Below are 18,957 nucleotides of genomic sequence, written 5' to 3'. Positions count from 1 at the left end.
CCCCTGACCCAGATAGGATAAGAATACACCCGTACAAGGGTCTCGACATATATGGGGAGGTAGTGTATGGAAATTACCACGTTGCAGCATCTGGTGAATTATCTGTCCATTTTTGGACGCAAGGTTGTGTCCCGTATGAAAGAGGGAACAACGTATCGTCAATATACCTACTATGAGTTTGTTCAGAATATTCGTTCTGTGGCGGCGTATTTTCTTCGTTTGAAAAGATTAAAAAAGGGTGATATGGTGGCTATTTACTCCGAGAATCGACCGGAATGGATGATGGCCTATCTCGGAATCGTTTACAATGGCATCTGGGCTGTTCCCCTTGATGCTCGTTTGACAGACTTGGAGGTGAAGAATCTCATCACCGATTGTGGGACAAAGTATCTTTTTACTACGGCTTCTCTTCTGGAAAATGTTCTTGCAGAGCCTGAGGTGGTGAAACAACTTTCGGAGATTATTCTTTTTGATCGGGTGGAGGTGCCGAAGGAACTTCAGAAAAAGGTTCGCTACTGGCAGGATATTCTTGAGGAGGGCTGGGCAAAGGAACACAAGGAACACCGTGAACTGGTGGTCAGTCCTGAGGACGTGGCTTCTCTCATTTATACCTCCGGAACAACAGGCAAACCCAAAGGGGTGATGCTTATGCACTCGAATTTTGCCGCTCAGATCAATGCCCTTTCCAAGGCGGTACCCCTGATGGATACGGATGTGCTTCTTTCAGTTTTGCCTTTGCATCATACCTATGAATTTTCGGTGGAACTTACCGTGCTTTACAAAGGGGCCAGTATCACCTATGCGGAGAGTCTCAAGCCCAACAAGATGTTTGACAATATCAGAGAGACAGGTGTCACGGTGATGATTGGGGTACCTTTGCTGTTTGAGAAGATTTATGATGGGATTATGCGGCAGGTAAGAAATCTTCCCTTTGGTGTCAAGCATGTGCTTATAGGGCTTTATCATTTCACGGCGGGGCTCAACGCCCTTACCCGCAAGAAGGCTGGCAAGGTGATCTTTTCTTTTCTCCGCAAGAAAGCCCACCTTGATGGGATACGCTTTGCCATCTCCGGGGCAGCTCCCCTGAATCACAAGGTGGCGAAGGGCTTTGAGGTACTCGGTATTACGCTTCTCAATGGGTATGGGCTCACGGAAACTTCACCCGTGGTGTCGGTGAATCGAGTGGATCGTATCAACAATCTCTCGGTGGGAGAACTCATTGAAGGTATTGAGGTAAAGATTGATAATCCTGATAGTGAGGGGAATGGGGAAATCTGTGTGCGAGGGCCCATTGTGATGAAGGGGTACTACAAGAATCCCAAGGCCACCAAAGAAGTGATTGATAAGGATGGATGGCTCCATACAGGGGATATTGGTAAACTCGAAAACGGCTATCTCTTTGTTACCGGCCGTATCAAGAATATCATTGTGACCCCGGGAGGAAAGAATGTCTATCCAGAAGAGATTGAGGAACTCATCAATGAAAGCGATTTTGTTTTAGAGAGTCTGGTGATTGGGATTCCCGAGAGTCAGCATTCCAAGGGTGAGAATATCTATGCTTATGTGGTGCCAAACTATGAGTTTTTTGATACTTATTGCAATCTCAATAATCTTGAACTCACCGATGAATTGGTGGAAGAGTGTATTGCAAAACACATGAAAGAGGTGAATGCGAAACTTCCGGACTACAAAAAGATTCGAGATTTTCGTATTCGCAGAGAGGAATTTGCCAAGACATCGACAAAGAAAATCAAGCGATTTTTGTATTCCGGTACAGATTTTCTGAATACGTAAAAGAGGACGTGGAGGAGTTATGTTCCGTGGTTCGATGGTCGCGCTTATTACGCCTTTCCGAAATGGGGAAGTGGATTACGAGGCTTTGGAAAGTTTGATTGAGTGGCATATTGCCGAGGGAACGGATGCGCTTGTTCCCTGCGGGACAACAGGAGAATCGGCGACGCTGAGTCATGCTGAACACAAAGAGGTTGTGGCCTTTGTGGTGAAGAAGGTGAGAGGACGGGTTCCTGTGATTGCGGGAACAGGCTCTAATTCTACTCGTGAAGCCATTGAACTTGCTCAGGCGGCCAAAGAGGTTGGGGCTGATGCCCATCTCTCCATCACCCCTTATTATAACAAGCCTACCCAGGAAGGGCTTTATCAGCATTTCAAGGCTATTCAGGAGGCGGTAGCTTTGCCAATGATTCTCTACAATGTGCCAGGAAGAACAGCAGTCTCTCTTGCTCCTGAGACCATGGGGAGGCTTTCGGAACTTCCCCATGTGATTGGAGTGAAAGAGGCTACTGGGGATCTCAAGTATGCCGCAGAGATGATGGAAAAGGTAAAATCGGGGTTTCTTCTGATCTCGGGAGATGACTTTACCGCGTATGCCCTTCTCGCGATGGGTGGGGTGGGGGCAATCTCGGTAACGGCAAATATTCTTCCAAAACAGAATCATGAGATGTTTGCCTCGTATTTTGCTGGAGATAGAGAAAGAGCGCAGAAGATCTTTTTTGATATGCTACCCTTCCATCGGATGATGTTTATCGAAACCAATCCTATTCCGGTGAAAGCCGCGGCTTATTATATGGGGAGGATTCCGGCTCTCGAATATCGCTTGCCACTATGTCCCCTTTCTTCGGCTAATGATGGGAAACTGAAAGATTTTCTCAAGGAGAGAGGGCTTTTGAAGGTCTTTTAAGGGTGCGTACTCCTGTGATGGGTTTTCTTTTTCTGCTGAGGGTTTTGGAAATTCTTTGGGGAAGAAAATACGTGTGGAAAGCTTCTTTTCATGCGTTTTCTTTTTTGGACGTCTGTAATAATGATTTTTTCAAAAATCGGCTTTGAATTTTGAAAAACTTTTGGGAAAATGGTATAATATGTATGAGGAAAAAAGGGGGATCCCCTGAGGAAGGAGGAAACGTATGAGACGGATAGTTTATGGTTTGGCAATCTGGCTTATGGTGTTTGTGGGGTGGGCAGAGACAGAAAAGGTGAAAATTGCTATTCTTCGGATAGAGAATCGGCTGCAGGAAGATGTAGATACCGATGCTCTCACTGAATCTCTTCAGATAGAAGTGGTCAATAAACGCTATTTTCTTGTAGTGGAGAGAAGTCAACTCAACCGAATATTAGAAGAACAGAAACTTAGTCTTTCTGGTCTCACAGAAGAGGAACAGGCAACACAGATTGGAAGTCTTTTGGGTGCGCAGAAGATCTGGGTGGGTTCGCTTGCTCGTTTTGGAGAAAAGTATATGATTACCATGAAGTCGATTGATACCAAGACGGGGGTGATAGATTTTGCCGATCAGGTGTATGCTTATGATACGGAAAGCCTTTTGGATGTGATTCCTGATTTGGCCGATCGTATGGTACGAAAGGCTCGGGGAGAAAATCTCTCGGCTTATACACCGAAGAAGAAGCCCCCACAGCAGAAGCCTTCACAGGAAACGACTGCTCCTCGTTATTCTCAAACATCTCGCCCTTCGTATGATGATTATGATTATTATAGCAGGCCAGATGAAGCCCTTGATATAGGTTTTTATAGCTTGAGTGTTTCTACTAATGTAGGGGCACTTGAGGGTGGAGCTCTTTCTTTTATGATCAAGAGTCCAGGAGATAGGCATAGCGAATTTTATATGGATCTCAGGCTTTATGGGGCCAGTGTGGCTACGAACTGGAATGTGGGGGGGGTTAATTTTAATCTTGGGTTTATGTTCAATCTGATTGCCAATGGGTATGTGCTTTTGGGAGGGGGTATTGGTTTTGGTTTTGATATTCCTGTTTTCAAGCACGCGACCAAAGAGTATTCTATCTCCTGTTTTGAGTGGACAGTGCCCCTTTCTCTTCAGTTCGGGATTCATCTTGGACGCTCTTTCATGTTAGTGGCGGAGGCTTCGTTTATTCCAGGGTTTGGGCTTTTTATCTCTGAGAGTGATTATCCTGAACCTACTTACAATTATGTGACAGGTGAGTATGAAGGGGAACCAGGAAGTTATCAGAAAATTTCAGATGAGACTTATTATGTTCCCAATGAACTCGTTTCTTATCTTAAAGATGGGATGAGTTATTTTTATAGTGGTCTTCGCTTGAGTTTTCTCTTTTGAGGAGTAGAGAGCCTGTAGGATGAGTACTTCAAAGAGGCTTCTTTCTCTTCGCCACATTGGTACCAATAGCTTCTGGACCTTTCTTTCCAGGGTGACCGGTGTGGTGAAGCAGATGATTTTTACCTATCTTTTTGGTTCTTCTGGGGATACCTTCTGGGCTGCTTTTCGGTTAGTGAATGCCTTTCGTCGGTATATTGGAGAGGGCGGGGCACTAGGGAGTGCCTTTATCCCTGTGTTTAATCAGGTCAAAGAGAAAGAGGGAGAAGAAACGGCAAAGGCTTTTGCTCACAGGGTGATGACGGTTTTTGGCTTTTTTTCGGTAGGGCTTGCTGTGGTTTTGTCTCTTTTAGCTTTCTGGTATGGGCCATGGCTTGCCCCGGGGTTTTCTCAGGAAAGGATGCGAGAGTATATTCTTCTCATGATTGTCATGATGCCCTACATTCCCTTGGTGAACTGGTATGCTTTTCGAATGGGGATTCTCAATAGTTTTCATCTCTTTGGTTCTTCAGCCGCAGGACCGGTACTTTTCAATGTGGTATTTATTGGACTTCCCCTTTTTTTTGCAGGCAAGGTAGGGATTTATGTTTCAGCGATTTCCGTGGTGATTGGGGCTTTGGGGATGGTGGCCATGCAATATTTTGATATAAAGCGGGTAGGGTATGCTTTTCGACCTGTGTGGCAAAAACATCCTGCAGAAGCCAAGTTCTGGGGGCTTTTCTGGCCTACGGCGGGGAATATGATTGCGCTAACAGTGAAAAATTTTCTTGCTACGTGGTTTTTGTCTTTCTTTGTTGGGGGCTATGTGGCCTATATGAACGGGTTTACGGTGGTAAGCGCTCCGTTGGGTTTCATTGCTATCGCGGTGGGCACGGTGATGATGCCCCTTCTCTCCCGTTTTCGCGAGAGAGGAAGTAAGGAGGAGTTTTCTCAGGCGGTCGAGGAGGGGTTTCTTTTTCTTCTTTACTGGACCATACCGCTTATGGTGTATATGGTGATGCTTCCTGAGACAGTGAACAGGGTGCTTTTTTATGATATTTTTGTGGCCTTTTTGGGTCGAAGTGGGCGAATGACACCTGAGCTTTTAACGCTTTCTTGCGAGGTTCTCAGGATTTTTGCCCTGTCTCTTTTGCCTATGAGTGCGGCGGTGGTGTTTGAGAAGATTTTTTATGCTACGCATGACGCAAAAACCCCCCTTCGTTCGAGTCTTCTTACCCTTCTTCTCTGTGGAGGGTTGTACTTTCTTGCTTTTGTTCCGACCCTGGGGGTGAAAGGGGTGATTATTGCTGAGACGGTCTCAAGTTATGTGGTGATGATGTATTATTTTCTGCGTATGGAACGCAGCCTGGTGGAAGGAAAGGTATGGAGAAATGTTTTCTCGCGCGGGATGGTCTGGACCGGGATTTCTCTTGTCTTGGGATGGGTGGTTCGGGAGGCTTATATACGGCTTGAGGGAATAGTGGGAAAGGGGTGGATCTATATGCTTCTTGCTGGTGGCGTGTTTGTCGTTTTTATGGGTTTGTATTATCTTTTTACTAAATTTTTTCGAGTGGGGTTTCATCGGTGAAGGGTGTTATTTTTGATATGGATGGTCTCATGGTGGATACGGAGATGTTTTATTTTCAGGTGGAACGGGAGATGGGGAGAAGGTATGGCAGGGTAGTGGAAGATTCCCTTCTCCATCGCATGATGGGGCAGAAGCCCATAGATTCCATGAGGATGTTTGTAGAAGAACTGGGTATTGATGAGGATCCGCTTGTTCTTTTAGCCGAAAGGGATGAGCGGATTCTTGAGGCAATGCGTCGGGAACTGAGGCCGATGCCGGGTCTCTATGAACTTCTTGAGGCTCTTCGACCGGTGGCAAAACTGGCGGTGGGAACAGGAAATACACGAAAGATGGTGCAGGAGGTTTTGCGTATTTTAGGTCTTGAGGGCTTTTTTGATTTTATACAGACGTCGGACAATGTGCAGGCTGGAAAACCAAGTCCAGAAATCTTTGAGAAGGCCTGTCAGGGGCTTGGGCTTGAGGGGTCGCAGGTTGCTGTTCTTGAGGATTCGGCCAATGGCATTCGGGCGGCGCATGCGGCGGGTTGTCTCCCCCTTGCTGTTCCCAATGAGTATACGAGAAATCAGGATTTTTCGCTTGCCCATAGGGTGTTTTCTGATCTCTCGGAGGCAAAAGATTTTGTCCTGAAGTGGGTTATCCAATGAAGGTGGTCACGCATATTGAGGATCTTCCCGTTCTTTCTCAGCCTGTGGTAACCATTGGGAATTTTGACGGTGTTCACATAGGACATCAGAAGTTATTGAAGTGGGTCTTAGGAAGAAAGGCTTCCCATGTGGTTATCAGTTTTGATAAACCAACCGGCTTCTGGTTGGGGCGCCCTGAGTACAGGGGAGAGATTCTTCCCCTTGAAACGAAATGGCGGATTTTTGATCGTTTGGGGTTTGAGTATGCGGTGCGGCTTTCGTTTCAGGAGATTCAATCCCTTTCAGCGGTGGAGTTTCTTTTGCAGATCCTTCACCGGATGAGAGAACCCCTTCTTGTGGTAGGGGAGGATTTTCAGTTTGGCAGGGACAGAACGGGGAATATTTCGCTTCTTCGAGAGTGGGAAAAGAAGTACGACTTTCGCTTGAGGGTGTTTCCCTTTGTGCGAAAGGGAAAAGAGGTGGTGAGTTCCACAGCGGTGCGGCATGCGGTGGCTGAAGGGAATATGGAGAAGGTTTTTCGGCTTTTGGGTCGGGCTTTTGTCTATCAGGGGGAGGTCATCGAAGGGGACAGGATAGGTCGAAAAATAGGCTTTCCTACAATAAATATTCGCCTTGGAACGCAGGTTCTCCCAGCAGAGGGGGTATATGCGACGTGGACGCTTACAGACGATGGGTGGCATCCGTCGATGAGTTATGTGGGTTATCGTCCTACGGTAGAGGGCAAGGATCTCAGGCTGGAAAGTCACGTGCTTTCAGGTGTTCCTCAGGTGGGAAAAAGGGTCGCCTGTGCCTTTGTCAAAAAAATTCGTGAAGAAAAAACCTTCCATAATCTTGAAGAATTACAAAAAGCGCTTTATAATGATAGGGTGAAGGTTCTATGGACTCTGCGTCGATATAACCTGAAGAAAACAATGAATGGTTTGGAGGATAGACGATTATGGCTGTAACAGCAGAACAGAAGAAGCTTGCTATTCAGAAGTATGGCAAGAACGAGAAGGACACGGGAAACACCGAAGTGCAGATTGCAGTATTGACACTTGAGATTAATAATCTCAGTCAGCATCTGCAGAAATTTCCCAAGGATTATAAGTCACTTCGTGGTCTTCAGAGACTTCTTGGGAAAAGAAAGTCCCTTCTGAATTATCTCCATCGCGAGAATGCGGAGAGATATCACGCCTTGAAGAAGGAACTTGGGTTGTAAGACTATCCGGCTTTTGTCGGAAGTTTAAAAAAGGAGAAGACTTCAATGAGTTTTTTTACAGTTAAAGGCAAAGTCGGGGATAAGGAGATTGTTCTCGAAACAGGGAAGATGGCCAAACAGGCTGATGGGGCGGTTTTAGTCAAGAGTGGTGGCAATGCAGTCCTGGTAACAGCCTGTATGTCCAAAGAGGTCCCTGAGGGAATTGATTTTTTTCCTCTGACAGTACACTATCAGGAAAAGTTTTATGCAGCCGGAAAGATTCCGGGGGGCTATTTCAAGAGAGAGGGAAAACCAACGGAAAAGGAGATACTTGTTTCCCGTCTCATTGATAGGCCCATTCGTCCTCTTTTTCCAGAGAATTTTTACAATGAAGTGCAGGTGATAGCAAGTACCCTGTCGGCTGATCAGGTGTATTCAACCGATATTCTTGGTATTGTGGGGGCATCGGCAGCCCTTTCCATTTCGCCGATTCCCTTTCTTGAACCGATTGGGGCTGTTCGTATTGCCTACATGAAGGATGGGCGTTATCTGGTCAATCCTTCCATGAAAGAGGTAGAAGAGGCTCTCCTTGATATTGTGGTTGGTGGTACCAAAGAAGGCCTCACCATGGTAGAGGGAGGGGCCAATGAGGTGAGCAAAGAGGTGCTTCTGGAAGCCCTTCGGATAGCTCATGTTCATATCAAAGAAGAGATTGCCCTTATTGAAGAGTTGGTGAGGCTGGTTCAGCCCCAAAAGATTTCTCTTGAAGAGCCGACTTTTCTTCTCTCTGAGGATGTGAGGAGACAGATTCGAGAGACTGTGTGGAAGCCCATGAGAGAGGCCGCCTATACGATTGACAAAAAGGCTCGTGCCGAGGCAGTGGATAAACTCAAGAAGTCTATTCTTGAGCAGTTTGGGATAAACGAAGAGCATGAGGCTTATAAAGAGGCGAAAAACCTTCTTGACGAGATAGAGGTTGAGGTTATCAGGGAAACGATTCTCAAGGAAAGGATTCGTCCGGATGGAAGACGCCCTGACGAGATTCGGCCTATTACGATAGAAGTGGATCTCTTGGAGAATGTGCATGGGTCGGCGCTTTTTACACGAGGGCAAACGCAAAGTTTGGGTATTGTAACGCTTGGTTCTACCTCTGATGTGCAGTATATCGATACCATGGAAGAAGAAGAATCAAAGCGATTCATGCTTCATTATAATTTCCCTCCTTTTAGCACGGGCGAAGTGAAAAAATCGCTGGCTCCTTCACGCCGCGAGATTGGGCATGGGCATTTGGCTTATCGGGCTATTGAGCCTGTTTTGCCTTCTGAGGATGAATTTCCCTATACCATTCGTGTGGTGTCGGAGATCCTGGAGTCGAACGGTTCTTCTTCGATGGCAACAGTGTGTAGCTCAAGTTTGGCCCTGATGGCTACGGGTGTTCCCATCCGCAAGGCTGTAGCAGGGATTGCCATGGGGCTTGTATGGAATAAACAAACAGGCGAATACTGTATTCTCTCAGATATTCAGGGGCTTGAGGATCATTTTGGGGATATGGACTTCAAGGTAGCCGGGACGAAGGACGGTATTACGGCCTTCCAGATGGATGTGAAAACCATAGGCCTCACCCAGAGTATGATGGAAGAGGCTTTGAATCAGGCTTTGGCTGGTCAGGCCTACATCCTTTCCAAGATGAATGAGGTGATTGATGCCCCTAGACCGAAACTTTCCTCCAATGCACCCAAGATCAAGGTGATCTACATTCCTGAGTCAACGATTGGACAGGTGATTGGAACGGGAGGCAGGGTCATCAAACGTATCATGGAGGAAACGGAGACCACGATTTCCATTGATGATGATGGACGGGTGGCTATCTGTGGCAAGAAAGAAGAGGATATTGAGCGATGTCTCTATATTGTGAACCATATCGTCAATGGATTTGAACGCGGGGAAAAGGTCAAAGGAAAGGTGATCCGCATAGAGGATTATGGGGTATTTCTTGAACTGATCCCCGGTGAGAGTGCGCTTCTTCATCGTTCCAACATGAAAGAAAAGAAGCCAGTTCGTTCTGCGTATCAGTTGGGACAGATTGTGGATGCTGTTGTAACCGACATTGATGAGAAGCATAGAATTGTTCTCAAGGAACTTTGATGAAGTGGAAGGGATTGGGTATTGCGCTTCTTTTGTTCTTGGCTTCCTGTGGGATTGAGAGTTTTGAGCAGGAGATTTCTCTCAATCCTCCTCTTGGGCTTTCGGCAACGACCAATGGAGATGGGGATATTGTGCTTTCCTTCTGGGGGATGAATAATGAGCCTTATTTTGAAGGGTACAATATCTATATAGCCTCTTCGATGCAGGATGCCCTGGAAGACAAGGGAGAGAAGATTCCTGGTCCCTCAGAAAACCAGGCTACCATGCCAAATATTTCGGTGATGAGTTCGGTGACACTTTTCACTTATACCGTGACCAAAGATGCCAAGGGAGATCCGTTGGTAAGCGGGGTGACCTATTTCTTCTATGTGAAGGCTTATAGCGCCCAGTATAACGTTCAGAGTCCACGGAGTAATATTACCAATGCCACAAAACCATAGAGAGAGAACTATGAAAAGACTGATGATTATTCTTTTTCTTTTGATGATACCTTTTTTGGGCTTTGGTCAGGAGAAGGTGAGCGTGAACACGCTTCTTCAGAAGATCCAGAACTATACCTCAACGGTGCGAACCTTTACAGCGAATTTTGTCTATGTGGTGAATAAGAAGACCTATCAGGGGGTTTTGTATTACAAGGCTCCCAATAAGTTTGCTATGGAGTACTCTTCCGGAAATCGTATGCTCTCAGATGGGAAGGTTCTCTGGATTGTGATTAAGGATCAGAATATCGCCATCCGGGAAAATCTCGAAAAAACCAAAACCGCTACGCCTATTACCGGCTGGAATATCCAGCGTCTGCAGAAGGAGTACATTCCATTTCTTCCCAAGGATTATGCGGTGATGTTCCGTGGAAAACAGGCCTATCGAATAGAATTCAAGCCGAAGTCCACCTTGTCAGCCTTTCGTTATATTGAGTTTGTGGTGAGTCCTGAGGGACAGATTCAGCGTATGGTGGCCAGAAACCAGTTAGGACGGGAAGTCCAGCTGGAACTTTCGTATACAGGATTCAATATGTCCCTGGGTGAGGATAGGTTTCTCTATGAACCGGATGAGAATACCTATATCTTTGATGATATTTTGATATCAACCCCGTCTGAATCATAAGAGAGGTGAAGAGATGAAAAAGGGAGTGTTTTCTTTCTTGATAGTTATGCTTGTGGGATGTGCGGTAACTACCGTGGAACACAGGTATAAGCAACGCTTTGATCATTTTTATCGCTTGCTCAATAAAGAAGAAAAGGCGGCTTTTTGTTCAGACGATTTTGCCACTTTTGGGAAACTCCTTGAAAATCGCATGGCCTCAGATCAAGAACTTAGTAATGCCATGGACAAGGTGATGTTTGATGAGGCTATTCATACCTTTCGTATGGATCAGGTAGGACTCTTTTTCAAAAAGTTTATTCTCACCGGTTTTCATCAGGATGATTATGCCTTTTTTGTGAGTGCGCTTCCTTCTCAAGTCCTGGTGAAGTTCGCATATGATGAGAAGGCTGTAGCCAGGGATATCCAGGCCCTCATACAAAAGGACAAAAGGCTTTCTTCGTGGTGGAAAAAGGTGACGACTGATGGAAGACTTGGGGATTTTTCTTTAGAACAGGTGCTTTCTTTTTACAGACGGTATATTTTTCCTGTGAAAACCCATGCAGAAGTCTATTTTGTGGCCAAGTTTCTTTCAGACAATAAACTGCTCAAGGCCTTTCTTGAGGGAAGTCCTGATTTTGAGAATCGTCTCAAGGAAATAAAAAAACAAATAGTGATCTCTCGTGAGATCAAGGCTATCAAAGAGAGGGCTCAGATTTCATCTCTGAGTGATGAGGAGTTTTTCCGTCTTTATCGTGAGGTTATCCTCAGGGAGATGGACAAGGGTGCTCTTGCAAAAACGTTAGCGATGTTTCCTCTGGAGTAGTCATGCGGACAAAACTTTCTGCTGAGAAGATGCTTCCTCGGGTCATAGAGGAAATCCAGAAACTCAAGGTGCGTGCTCTTCGTATTGTGGACGCCTCGGGATATTCTCTTCTGGCGGATATTTTTGTGATCGGGACAGTGGATTCTGTGATCCAGCTTGAGGCTGTGCGAAATCGTGTGATAGAAGAAATGGAAAAGCATGGCTGGTATCTCAAAAACCCCTTAGAACCCTGGGAGGGCGGGTGGCTTCTTCTTGATTTTGGGGATATGATCTTTCATATCATGCTTGAGGAACTTCGTTCGTTTTATGCTCTTGATCATCTCATAGAGGGACGTGAGATTACAGAGGAAGTTGTTCCTCTCCAGAATGAGGAAAAAAGAAACGTCTAAATTTCTTTCTCCATCAGCGTAGGGGTTGGTATTTTTTGTGGTTGCTGTTGGGAAAAAGGATTCTCTTGTTTTTCTTTTTAGTTAACGGAATAGCTTCAAAAAAACTTTCCCAAAGGTATTTACTTTTTCCCAAAAGTAGTGTACAATATAACCACATAAAAACAGGACAGGGAGATGGAACAAAGCGAACTTCAAAGGGTGAGTGAATTTGAACGCGTTTTGCCACGTAAGGACCCTCATCAGGCCGCCATCCGTTTTTTGGTGACCCATCAACATCTCTCGAAGCTCCATCCCTATCTTTTTCAACAGGTGGAGATGGTGGCTTCCCTCCCGGGGGTGAGGGATGCTGTGGTGGTTTTTCCTCATGCGGTACCCTCTCATGGGGTGCCCTCGGGGTGTGTCTTTGCGGTGGGGACGAACGATGGGGTGATGATTCCTTCGGCTATTCACTGGGACATCAATCTCGGCGTTCGTACTTTGACCACGAATCTTATTCTTCCTGATGTGGAGAAAAAGCTTCCCCTGATTCTCAAGGATATACAAAGACTTCTTCCTTCTGGTCAGAAGGCAACAGGCAGGGTAAATCTTTCCAAAAAGGATTTGCTTGAGGTATTCAGTCAGGGGGCAAGGTGGGTCCAGGAGAAAAAGTCCCCGGAGTTTGTGGATGAACTTGAGTATATTGAGGATTATGGGGATCTTCCTGTTTCCAATCTTTCCAGTGTGCCGGAGCATCTTCTTGAAGAGGAACATAGACAATTCGGAACAATCAGGCATTTTTTAGAGATTCAGATCGTGAGTGAGATTTTTGATGTGGAAAAGGCCCGTATTTACGGGCTTTTCAAGAATCAGATTCTGATCACCTATAGGGCGGGTTCAGGGAGTCTTGGTCGGGCGGTGTGGTGGTACTATTACAAACTTTTCCGTGAAAGGATGGAACGTTATCATCTTGCTCCTGTTCATCCTTCGCTTGTGTATCTTCCTGTGGAGACATCTGAAGCCCAGTTGTTTTATCAGGCCGTTCAGTGTGTTTCTAACTATGCGTTAGCCAATAGACAATTTATGGCCACCCAGGTTTATCATGTACTCAATACGCTTCTCAAGGATGTGGAAGCCAATACGATGTACGATAGTGCCACCAATACGGTTCGTTTAGAGACCCACTCCCTTGGATCACTTCCGGAGAAGGTTTACGTCTACCGGAAGGGAAGTGTTCGCACCCAGATCCAGAATGAGAGGGATCTCTCTCGTTCCTATCAGGTGGTGGGGAATCCAACCATCATGTGGGGTGGTATAGGACAGCCTTCCTATATTCTCTCGGGGAGAGATACGCTTTTGGAGAAGAGTTTTGGTTCTTTTGAGGTTCTTCAGCCTGCTATTCCGCCGCATTTTCTTCCGGCTGCAGAGTGGGCGAAGCTTCTCAAGGGACAGGAGATGGTTGTTCGTTCTCAGTCGGAAAATATGGATTGGCGTCTCTATGCGAAGAACTATGAGTCTCCAAGGTCTGCGGTGGATTTCTGGACAAGAAGTGGTTGGGGAAGTCGAATTGCTATGGTGAGACCGGTGGGTATTCTTTTACCATGAGAGAGATGAGGGTGTGCTATGCGATGTGAGTTTCCCGTGCCGGGAGACATTCATCCAGTGTTGGCGTTGGGGGTTCATGATTCCAATCTCAGGCTAATGGAGAGGCTCCTTGAGGTAAAGATTCGTCCGGTTGATGATAGGTTGGTCATTGAGGGCACAGAGGAGAATTGTACACGTGCCACACATGTGTTGAAGGAGGTTTTTCAGCTGGCACGTGGGAATACCCCTGTCTCTCATGGGGAGATCAAGTTTCTCATTGAGCAGGAGGGCAAGATTGCCCACTCGGCTTCCAAGCTTCTCACAGAGGGGCTTGTGATTACGAAGCGTGCTCGAAAGATTAAACCCCGTACCCCTCATCAGGCACAGTATATTGAGGCTATTCATCAGGATGATCTTGTTTTTGGGGTGGGACCAGCAGGAACAGGCAAAACCTATCTTGCTATGGCGGTAGGGCTTTTTTATCTTTTTGCTGGAAAGGTGAAAAGGCTTATTCTCACCCGTCCTGTGGTAGAGGCCGGGGAGAATTTGGGGTTTCTTCCGGGAACGTTTGAGGAAAAACTTCATCCCTATCTTCGACCTCTCTTTGATGCCCTTGAGGATATTCTTTCTGCTGAGGAGGCGGAGAGGCTTCTGCTCTCTCATCAGGTGGAGATCGCTCCCCTTGCCTATATGCGGGGAAGAACCCTTTCCCATGCCTTTGTGATTCTTGATGAGGCTCAGAATGCTACAAAGATGCAGATGAAGATGTTTCTCACTCGTTTAGGAGAGGGGACAAAAATGGTGGTGACGGGAGATGTGACGCAGATAGATCTTCCTTCGGCGCAGGATTCTGGTCTGGTTGAAGCCCTTCACCTGTTGACAAAAGTGCCGGGGATTAGTATTCTGTATTTTGATGAGGATGATATTGTGCGTCATCCTTTAGTAGCTCGTATTCTGTCTCGGTATGAGATGAGGAAATCATGAAGTTTGATGAACCGTTGTCTAAAAAGACGATGATAGGTCTCTTAGCAGGGGTATTCTTTATCAGTGCTCTCTTGTTGACCTTTACCTATTGGCCTTCTTCTTTTCGGGAGTATCAGATAGGCTTAGTTGCCCCGAAACAGGTTATTTCCTGGTACACCTTTGCCTATGAGAATCAACAGGCATCCTTGCAGGTGAAAAAAGAGATAGAAAAGAATACCCCTTTTTATTATCGGATGCTTTCGGGAAGCGAAGAGGAAAATAGGCGTCTTATCTTAGAATGGCTCTCCATGGCTACGAATAAGAGGGAAGTTTTTGAGGCTTTCCTTTTGCAGAGAAACTATTCCTACAGTGAACGGATACGGGAGTATATCCTTGAAAACCGGGCTCTTTTAGCAAGGTATGAAAACAGGTTTCTTTTTGCGCTGGATTTTTTGCAGGCGAATTATCTTCTGGTGCGAAGGATGTTACCTGAAAAAAGAGATATAGTCTATGTCCAGAAGGGCAAGGAGATTCAGATTTTGCCGTATGATCAGCTTTTGCTTGTACCTGTGGAAAAGTCTCAACTTCTTGCGATCCTGCGTCGTCTCTTTGGCCATAGAAATGAACTCTTTTATGAGGCTATTGCAGAGATTTTGGTGTCTCTTCTTCAGCCAACGGCGGATCTGGATGATGTAGCCCGGGAGAGGGTGATTTCTTCTCAGGTGGCCCAGCGGGTACCAAAAGAGGTGATCAAAAAGGGAGAGGTCATCGTTGGACGTGGGGCGGTGCTTTCGGCGGGAGATATAGAGAGGCTTCAGGCCTATAGAAAATACAAGGAGAATCTTTTTTTCACTCGTTTTCCTGTGGTGCTTCTCATGATGGGGGTGATTTTTGTTCTTTTTATCTACCGGTATCATCGCTATCAGGACATTCTCTGGAAAAAGTCGTCTTTCTTTTTGCTTTCGCTGATTTTTTATCTTCTCCATCATCTTTTTCTCTGGTATAGCCATGTGTCGTTTGGGGCTTTTTTTCTTCCGGTTTTTTTGCATATCCCCTTTGCGATTATCACCCTGACGCTTCCTATTCTCTTTCAACAGCAGCCGGTGGCTTTTGTTCTTCTGATCAATTATAGTTTGTATGCCATCTTTTATCCGCTGACGGATGTGGTGAGTTTTACCAATCTTTTGAGTTTGTCTCTTTTTGCCCTCTATACGGCTTCTCAGAAACGGAAGACCTTTCAGAAAAGGTATGATTTTTTTGTGATTGGTATGGAAATTTTTCTTCTTCAACTTTTGTTTTCGTTCTTTTATGAATGGTTTTATCAGATCAAGCTCACTCTTTCGGACTGGTTTGTGGTGGGGCTCTTTGCCTTGGGAAACAGTCTTATCTCGGCTTTGGTGGCGTTTGCCCTTTTGCCGCTTTTTGAGAATGTGTTCGGAATTCCGACGTATTTTCGTTTAACAGAACTCTCATCCCCTTCTACCAGTCCCCTGCTTCGTTTGCTTCAGGAACAGGCACCCGGCACGTATCTTCATTCTCAGCGGCTTGGGGAAATGTGTGAGGTGGCGGCTTCTGAGATTGGGGCGGATGCCCTGCTTGCCAAGGTGGGGGCTTACTACCATGATGTGGGAAAATTGCAGACACCTGAGTTTTTCATAGAGAATCAGGCTGGTGAAAATCCTCATGATGAGATCAAGCCGGGGCTTTCTATATCCGTTATCAAACAGCATGTGAAGTATGGGGTGGAACTGGCACGAAAATATCGGCTTCCTGAGGAGATAGTGGCCTTTATAGAAGAACACCATGGGACGACTTCTATTTCTTACTTCTATCATCAGGCTCTTCGGCTCTATGGAGAGGAGACGATAAATCCTGCTGATTATCAGTATCCTGGGCCAAAACCACATTCCCTTGAGACGGCCATTCTTATGTTTGCGGACGGCATTGAAGCGGCCACGCGTGCCTACCAGCAAAAAGGTGGAGAGTCAAAGGTTACTCCTCATGCGTTAGAGGATATTGTGGATGATATTATTGAACAGAGACTTCAAGCAGGGCAACTGGATGAGTGTCCTATCACCTTAGCTCAGGTGAAAAAAATCCGGGATGCCTTTGTGGAGTATCTTACAGCCGCCTTTCATAAGCGTATGGACTATCCGACAAGGAGGGAGTGATGGTCTGGTGGTGGTTGTTGCTTGTGCCGATTTTCCCTACGAATGAGATTCCTATGATGCAGAGGGTGGAAGCGCTCTATCCTGTGGAAGGGGAAGTGGTTTCGTATGCCTTTCAGGAGGAACTTTCTCCTTTTGTCTTTGCGGAGTCTCATACCAATGAGAGAGGGATTGTCGTTTCTCTGAAACATGTGTCGCTTTCTTCTCTTTCTATTCCTCCTCTTGAGGTTGTGGCCGTGGTGAAAGGAAAAACCAATCGTCTTGTCTTTGAGAAGTGGACGCTTCGGGTAGCGCCGACGAATGTGAGTGTATCCAACCTTCATCCGGTAGCTGATATTTATCCTCTGTATGATTTCTGGTGGATAGTGTGGGTTATTCTTGGGGTAGGTGTGGTGGGAGCAGTAGTGTGGTTTTTCTTGAGAAGGAAAAAAAGAGAAGAGGTGGTGGAAAGGGCACCTTCTGAAACGCTTGAAGACTATCTCTTTCGTCTTCGGAGTGGGGTAGAAACCATGGAGGAGAAGGCGTATTATTCTGAGGTGGCGTATTTTCTCCGGTGGCTTCTTGAGACGACGTATGGTTTTCCTGCAAGAGAAATGGGAAGCCGGGAGATTGCTTCGTTTCTCTCTGTGGATAGGGAATTGAAGGAGCGAATCTTAGATGTTCTCAAGTGGTGTGATAGGGTGAAGTATGCGAAGCACACCACCTCTCTTGAGAAGCGTAAGCAGGTTCTCAGAGAAAGTGAAGAGATATATAGATACCTTGTTCCACCCAAGGAGGAAAACGCATGAGATTCTTGCATCCCTGGTATTTTCTTGCTCTGGTGGTGATACCTCTCTATCTCTGGCTCAGGTATAGCCATCGTTTCTGGGGGAGGAAAGGGGACGCTTCTCTTGTGGTTTCTGATCTTCGGCTCTTTGGGAGAGAGAATCTCTGGACAATCTGGTATGAGAGAATTTTAGATATTCTTGTTGTGGTGGGTCTTTTCTTTGGGATTGTGGCCTTAGCTAGGCCGATCGGCGGTCAAACTATAGCTCAGGATAATCTTTATGGGGTGGATATTGTGCTGGTACTGGACGTTTCTGAAACCATGCTGTTTGTAGATGAGGTGCCATCGTTTCTTGTGAAGCGGCGATTGTACGGAGAGATGATTTACGAGGATCCTTCTGGACGGATAACAGAGTATACCCGTCTTGAGTCTGCCAAGAGGGTTATCAAATCCTATGTGGAAAAACAGGCCCAGAATCGTATCGGGGTTGTGCTCTTTGGGACGTATGCCTATACGCTTACTCCACTCACCTATGATAGGGATATGGTGCTTCGCTTGATAGATGGGATTATGTTTAATCCTGCGAATAACCGGACAGCCATTGGGATGGGGGTGGCCACAGCCATTAACCGTTTTGCTTCTTCAAAGGCGAAAAGCAAGGTGATTATCCTTCTCACAGATGGTATGAATAATGCTGGTCTTGTGGACCCAAAAACAGCCACTGCAATAGCCAAAGAAAAGGGGATTCGTGTCTATACCATCGGATTCGGGAATCCGGATGTGGTTTTGCAACCTGCGGATCGTTCTGGTCGATTTTATGTGCTGCGATCAGGAGAATCCATTGATGAGAAACTTTTGGCCTGGATGGCAGAAGAAACAGGGGGAAAGTACTACAGGGCCTATGATAGGCAAACGCTTGCCACCATCTACGATGATATCGACAAACTGGAAAAATCAAAGATTACTATTCAACGACGCCTCTTCTGGACGGAAAATTTCTGGCCATTTGCCTTGATTAGCTGGTTGTGTCTTGTGCTCTGGATGGGGGTTCAGGTGGTATGGATCCGTCTTCCGTAGTATATTCAGGGTAACGAGCCAAAAACCACTCAAGGTATGCGTCCTGTTTTTCGAACATCTCTTCTTCTTCTTTTTCGCCTTTCTCGTGATCGTATCCCAAGAGATGGAGCGTCCCATGGATGGTGAGTCTTGCGATTTCTCCTTCCCATGAGAGATGATTTTCTTTGGCCTGGCTTTGAGCCTTTTCAGTCGAGATGACAATATCCCCTAACATTTCATAGATCTCTCCGTTTTCATCCTCCATGGCCATCTGGGAAAAGTCTTCAAGGGCCTCTCCCTCTGTCAAGGAAAAAGAAAGCACATCAGTGGCATAGTCCTTGCCACGATAAAGGGCATTGAGTTCCTGGATGGTGGGATTGTCGCAGAGAAGAAGAGAGAGTCCATACTGAGAAGCCTGATGATCTCCAAGAATTTTTCGGATGAGTTGAGTCAAACGATCAAAAAAAAGAGGGTTGTCAAAAATCTCTTGTTCGTTTCGGATTTCAATCATAT

Annotated in this window: 18 protein-coding genes; 17 read left to right on the top strand and 1 reads right to left on the bottom strand. The window is 46.1% G+C overall.

What is annotated here, in order from left to right:
* The first annotated feature begins 66 nt into the window (after positions 1-66).
* From BREVNS_RS01355 to BREVNS_RS01275, 17 genes are all read left to right on the top strand, one after another.
* Positions 67-1,794, top strand: coding sequence for an AMP-dependent synthetase/ligase (locus BREVNS_RS01355; RefSeq protein WP_483427280.1), 1,728 nt, complete (start codon positions 67-69; stop codon positions 1,792-1,794).
* A gap of 19 nt (positions 1,795-1,813) precedes the next feature.
* Positions 1,814-2,698: a 4-hydroxy-tetrahydrodipicolinate synthase gene (gene dapA / locus BREVNS_RS01350; RefSeq protein ID WP_483427279.1), complete on the top strand. Its 885-nt coding sequence runs from the start codon at positions 1,814-1,816 to the stop codon at positions 2,696-2,698.
* Positions 2,699-2,921: 223 nt separating this feature from the next.
* A complete protein-coding gene (locus BREVNS_RS01345; protein ID WP_483427278.1) occupies positions 2,922-4,103 on the top strand; it encodes a CsgG/HfaB family protein in 1,182 nt (393 codons plus the stop codon).
* Between the two features lie 19 nt (positions 4,104-4,122).
* Positions 4,123-5,667 carry a murein biosynthesis integral membrane protein MurJ gene (gene murJ / locus BREVNS_RS01340; protein WP_483427277.1) on the top strand — a complete coding sequence of 515 codons (1,545 nt, stop codon included), beginning with the start codon at positions 4,123-4,125 and terminating at the stop codon, positions 5,665-5,667.
* Positions 5,664-6,311 (top strand): HAD family hydrolase, encoded by a 648-nt coding sequence (locus BREVNS_RS01335; protein ID WP_483427276.1) that lies wholly within the window; start codon positions 5,664-5,666, stop codon positions 6,309-6,311. Before murJ ends, BREVNS_RS01335 begins: the two co-directional genes overlap by 4 nt.
* Complete coding sequence (locus tag BREVNS_RS01330) at positions 6,308-7,258, top strand: bifunctional riboflavin kinase/FAD synthetase (RefSeq protein ID WP_483427275.1); 951 nt, start codon at positions 6,308-6,310, stop codon at positions 7,256-7,258. Before BREVNS_RS01335 ends, BREVNS_RS01330 begins: the two co-directional genes overlap by 4 nt.
* Positions 7,249-7,512: a 30S ribosomal protein S15 gene (gene rpsO / locus BREVNS_RS01325; RefSeq protein ID WP_483427274.1), complete on the top strand. Its 264-nt coding sequence runs from the start codon at positions 7,249-7,251 to the stop codon at positions 7,510-7,512. Before BREVNS_RS01330 ends, rpsO begins: the two co-directional genes overlap by 10 nt.
* Positions 7,513-7,557: 45 nt before the next feature.
* Positions 7,558-9,636 (top strand): polyribonucleotide nucleotidyltransferase, encoded by a 2,079-nt coding sequence (gene pnp, locus BREVNS_RS01320; RefSeq protein WP_483427273.1) that lies wholly within the window; start codon positions 7,558-7,560, stop codon positions 9,634-9,636.
* Positions 9,636-10,076 (top strand): hypothetical protein, encoded by a 441-nt coding sequence (locus BREVNS_RS01315; protein WP_483427272.1) that lies wholly within the window; start codon positions 9,636-9,638, stop codon positions 10,074-10,076. The genes pnp and BREVNS_RS01315 overlap by 1 nt, the downstream gene beginning before the upstream one ends.
* 10 nt (positions 10,077-10,086) lie before the next feature.
* Positions 10,087-10,740: a LolA family protein gene (locus BREVNS_RS01310; RefSeq protein WP_483427271.1), complete on the top strand. Its 654-nt coding sequence runs from the start codon at positions 10,087-10,089 to the stop codon at positions 10,738-10,740.
* A gap of 13 nt (positions 10,741-10,753) precedes the next feature.
* Positions 10,754-11,542 (top strand): hypothetical protein, encoded by a 789-nt coding sequence (locus BREVNS_RS01305; protein ID WP_483427270.1) that lies wholly within the window; start codon positions 10,754-10,756, stop codon positions 11,540-11,542.
* Between the two features lie 2 nt (positions 11,543-11,544).
* Positions 11,545-11,931, top strand: a complete 387-nt coding sequence (rsfS, locus tag BREVNS_RS01300) for a ribosome silencing factor (protein WP_483427269.1) — start codon at positions 11,545-11,547, stop codon at positions 11,929-11,931.
* Between the two features lie 174 nt (positions 11,932-12,105).
* Entirely contained in the window at positions 12,106-13,512 is a 1,407-nt protein-coding gene (locus BREVNS_RS01295; RefSeq protein ID WP_483427268.1) for an RtcB family protein, read from the top strand.
* A gap of 18 nt (positions 13,513-13,530) precedes the next feature.
* Positions 13,531-14,475, top strand: coding sequence for a PhoH family protein (locus BREVNS_RS01290; protein WP_483427267.1), 945 nt, complete (start codon positions 13,531-13,533; stop codon positions 14,473-14,475).
* Positions 14,472-16,625, top strand: coding sequence for an HD family phosphohydrolase (locus tag BREVNS_RS01285; protein ID WP_483427266.1), 2,154 nt, complete (start codon positions 14,472-14,474; stop codon positions 16,623-16,625). Before BREVNS_RS01290 ends, BREVNS_RS01285 begins: the two co-directional genes overlap by 4 nt.
* Positions 16,625-17,410, top strand: coding sequence for a hypothetical protein (locus BREVNS_RS01280; protein ID WP_483427265.1), 786 nt, complete (start codon positions 16,625-16,627; stop codon positions 17,408-17,410). The genes BREVNS_RS01285 and BREVNS_RS01280 overlap by 1 nt, the downstream gene beginning before the upstream one ends.
* Positions 17,407-18,465: a vWA domain-containing protein gene (locus BREVNS_RS01275; protein ID WP_483427264.1), complete on the top strand. Its 1,059-nt coding sequence runs from the start codon at positions 17,407-17,409 to the stop codon at positions 18,463-18,465. The genes BREVNS_RS01280 and BREVNS_RS01275 overlap by 4 nt, the downstream gene beginning before the upstream one ends.
* Here the strand turns inward: BREVNS_RS01275 and ybeY are convergent.
* On the bottom strand, positions 18,404-18,955 hold the full coding sequence (ybeY, locus tag BREVNS_RS01270) for an rRNA maturation RNase YbeY (protein WP_483427263.1): 552 nt from the start codon (positions 18,953-18,955) through the stop codon (positions 18,404-18,406). The two genes, BREVNS_RS01275 and ybeY, sit on opposite strands and share 62 nt — an antisense overlap.
* Between the last annotated feature and the right edge of the window lie 2 nt (positions 18,956-18,957).

Origin of the sequence: Longinema margulisiae (assembly GCF_025266855.1) — a bacterium.
Taxonomy (GTDB): domain Bacteria; phylum Spirochaetota; class Brevinematia; order Brevinematales; family Thermospiraceae; genus Thermospira.
Note: the sequence above shows the minus strand (reverse complement) of the source record. Positions and strands in the feature narration are given on the sequence as shown.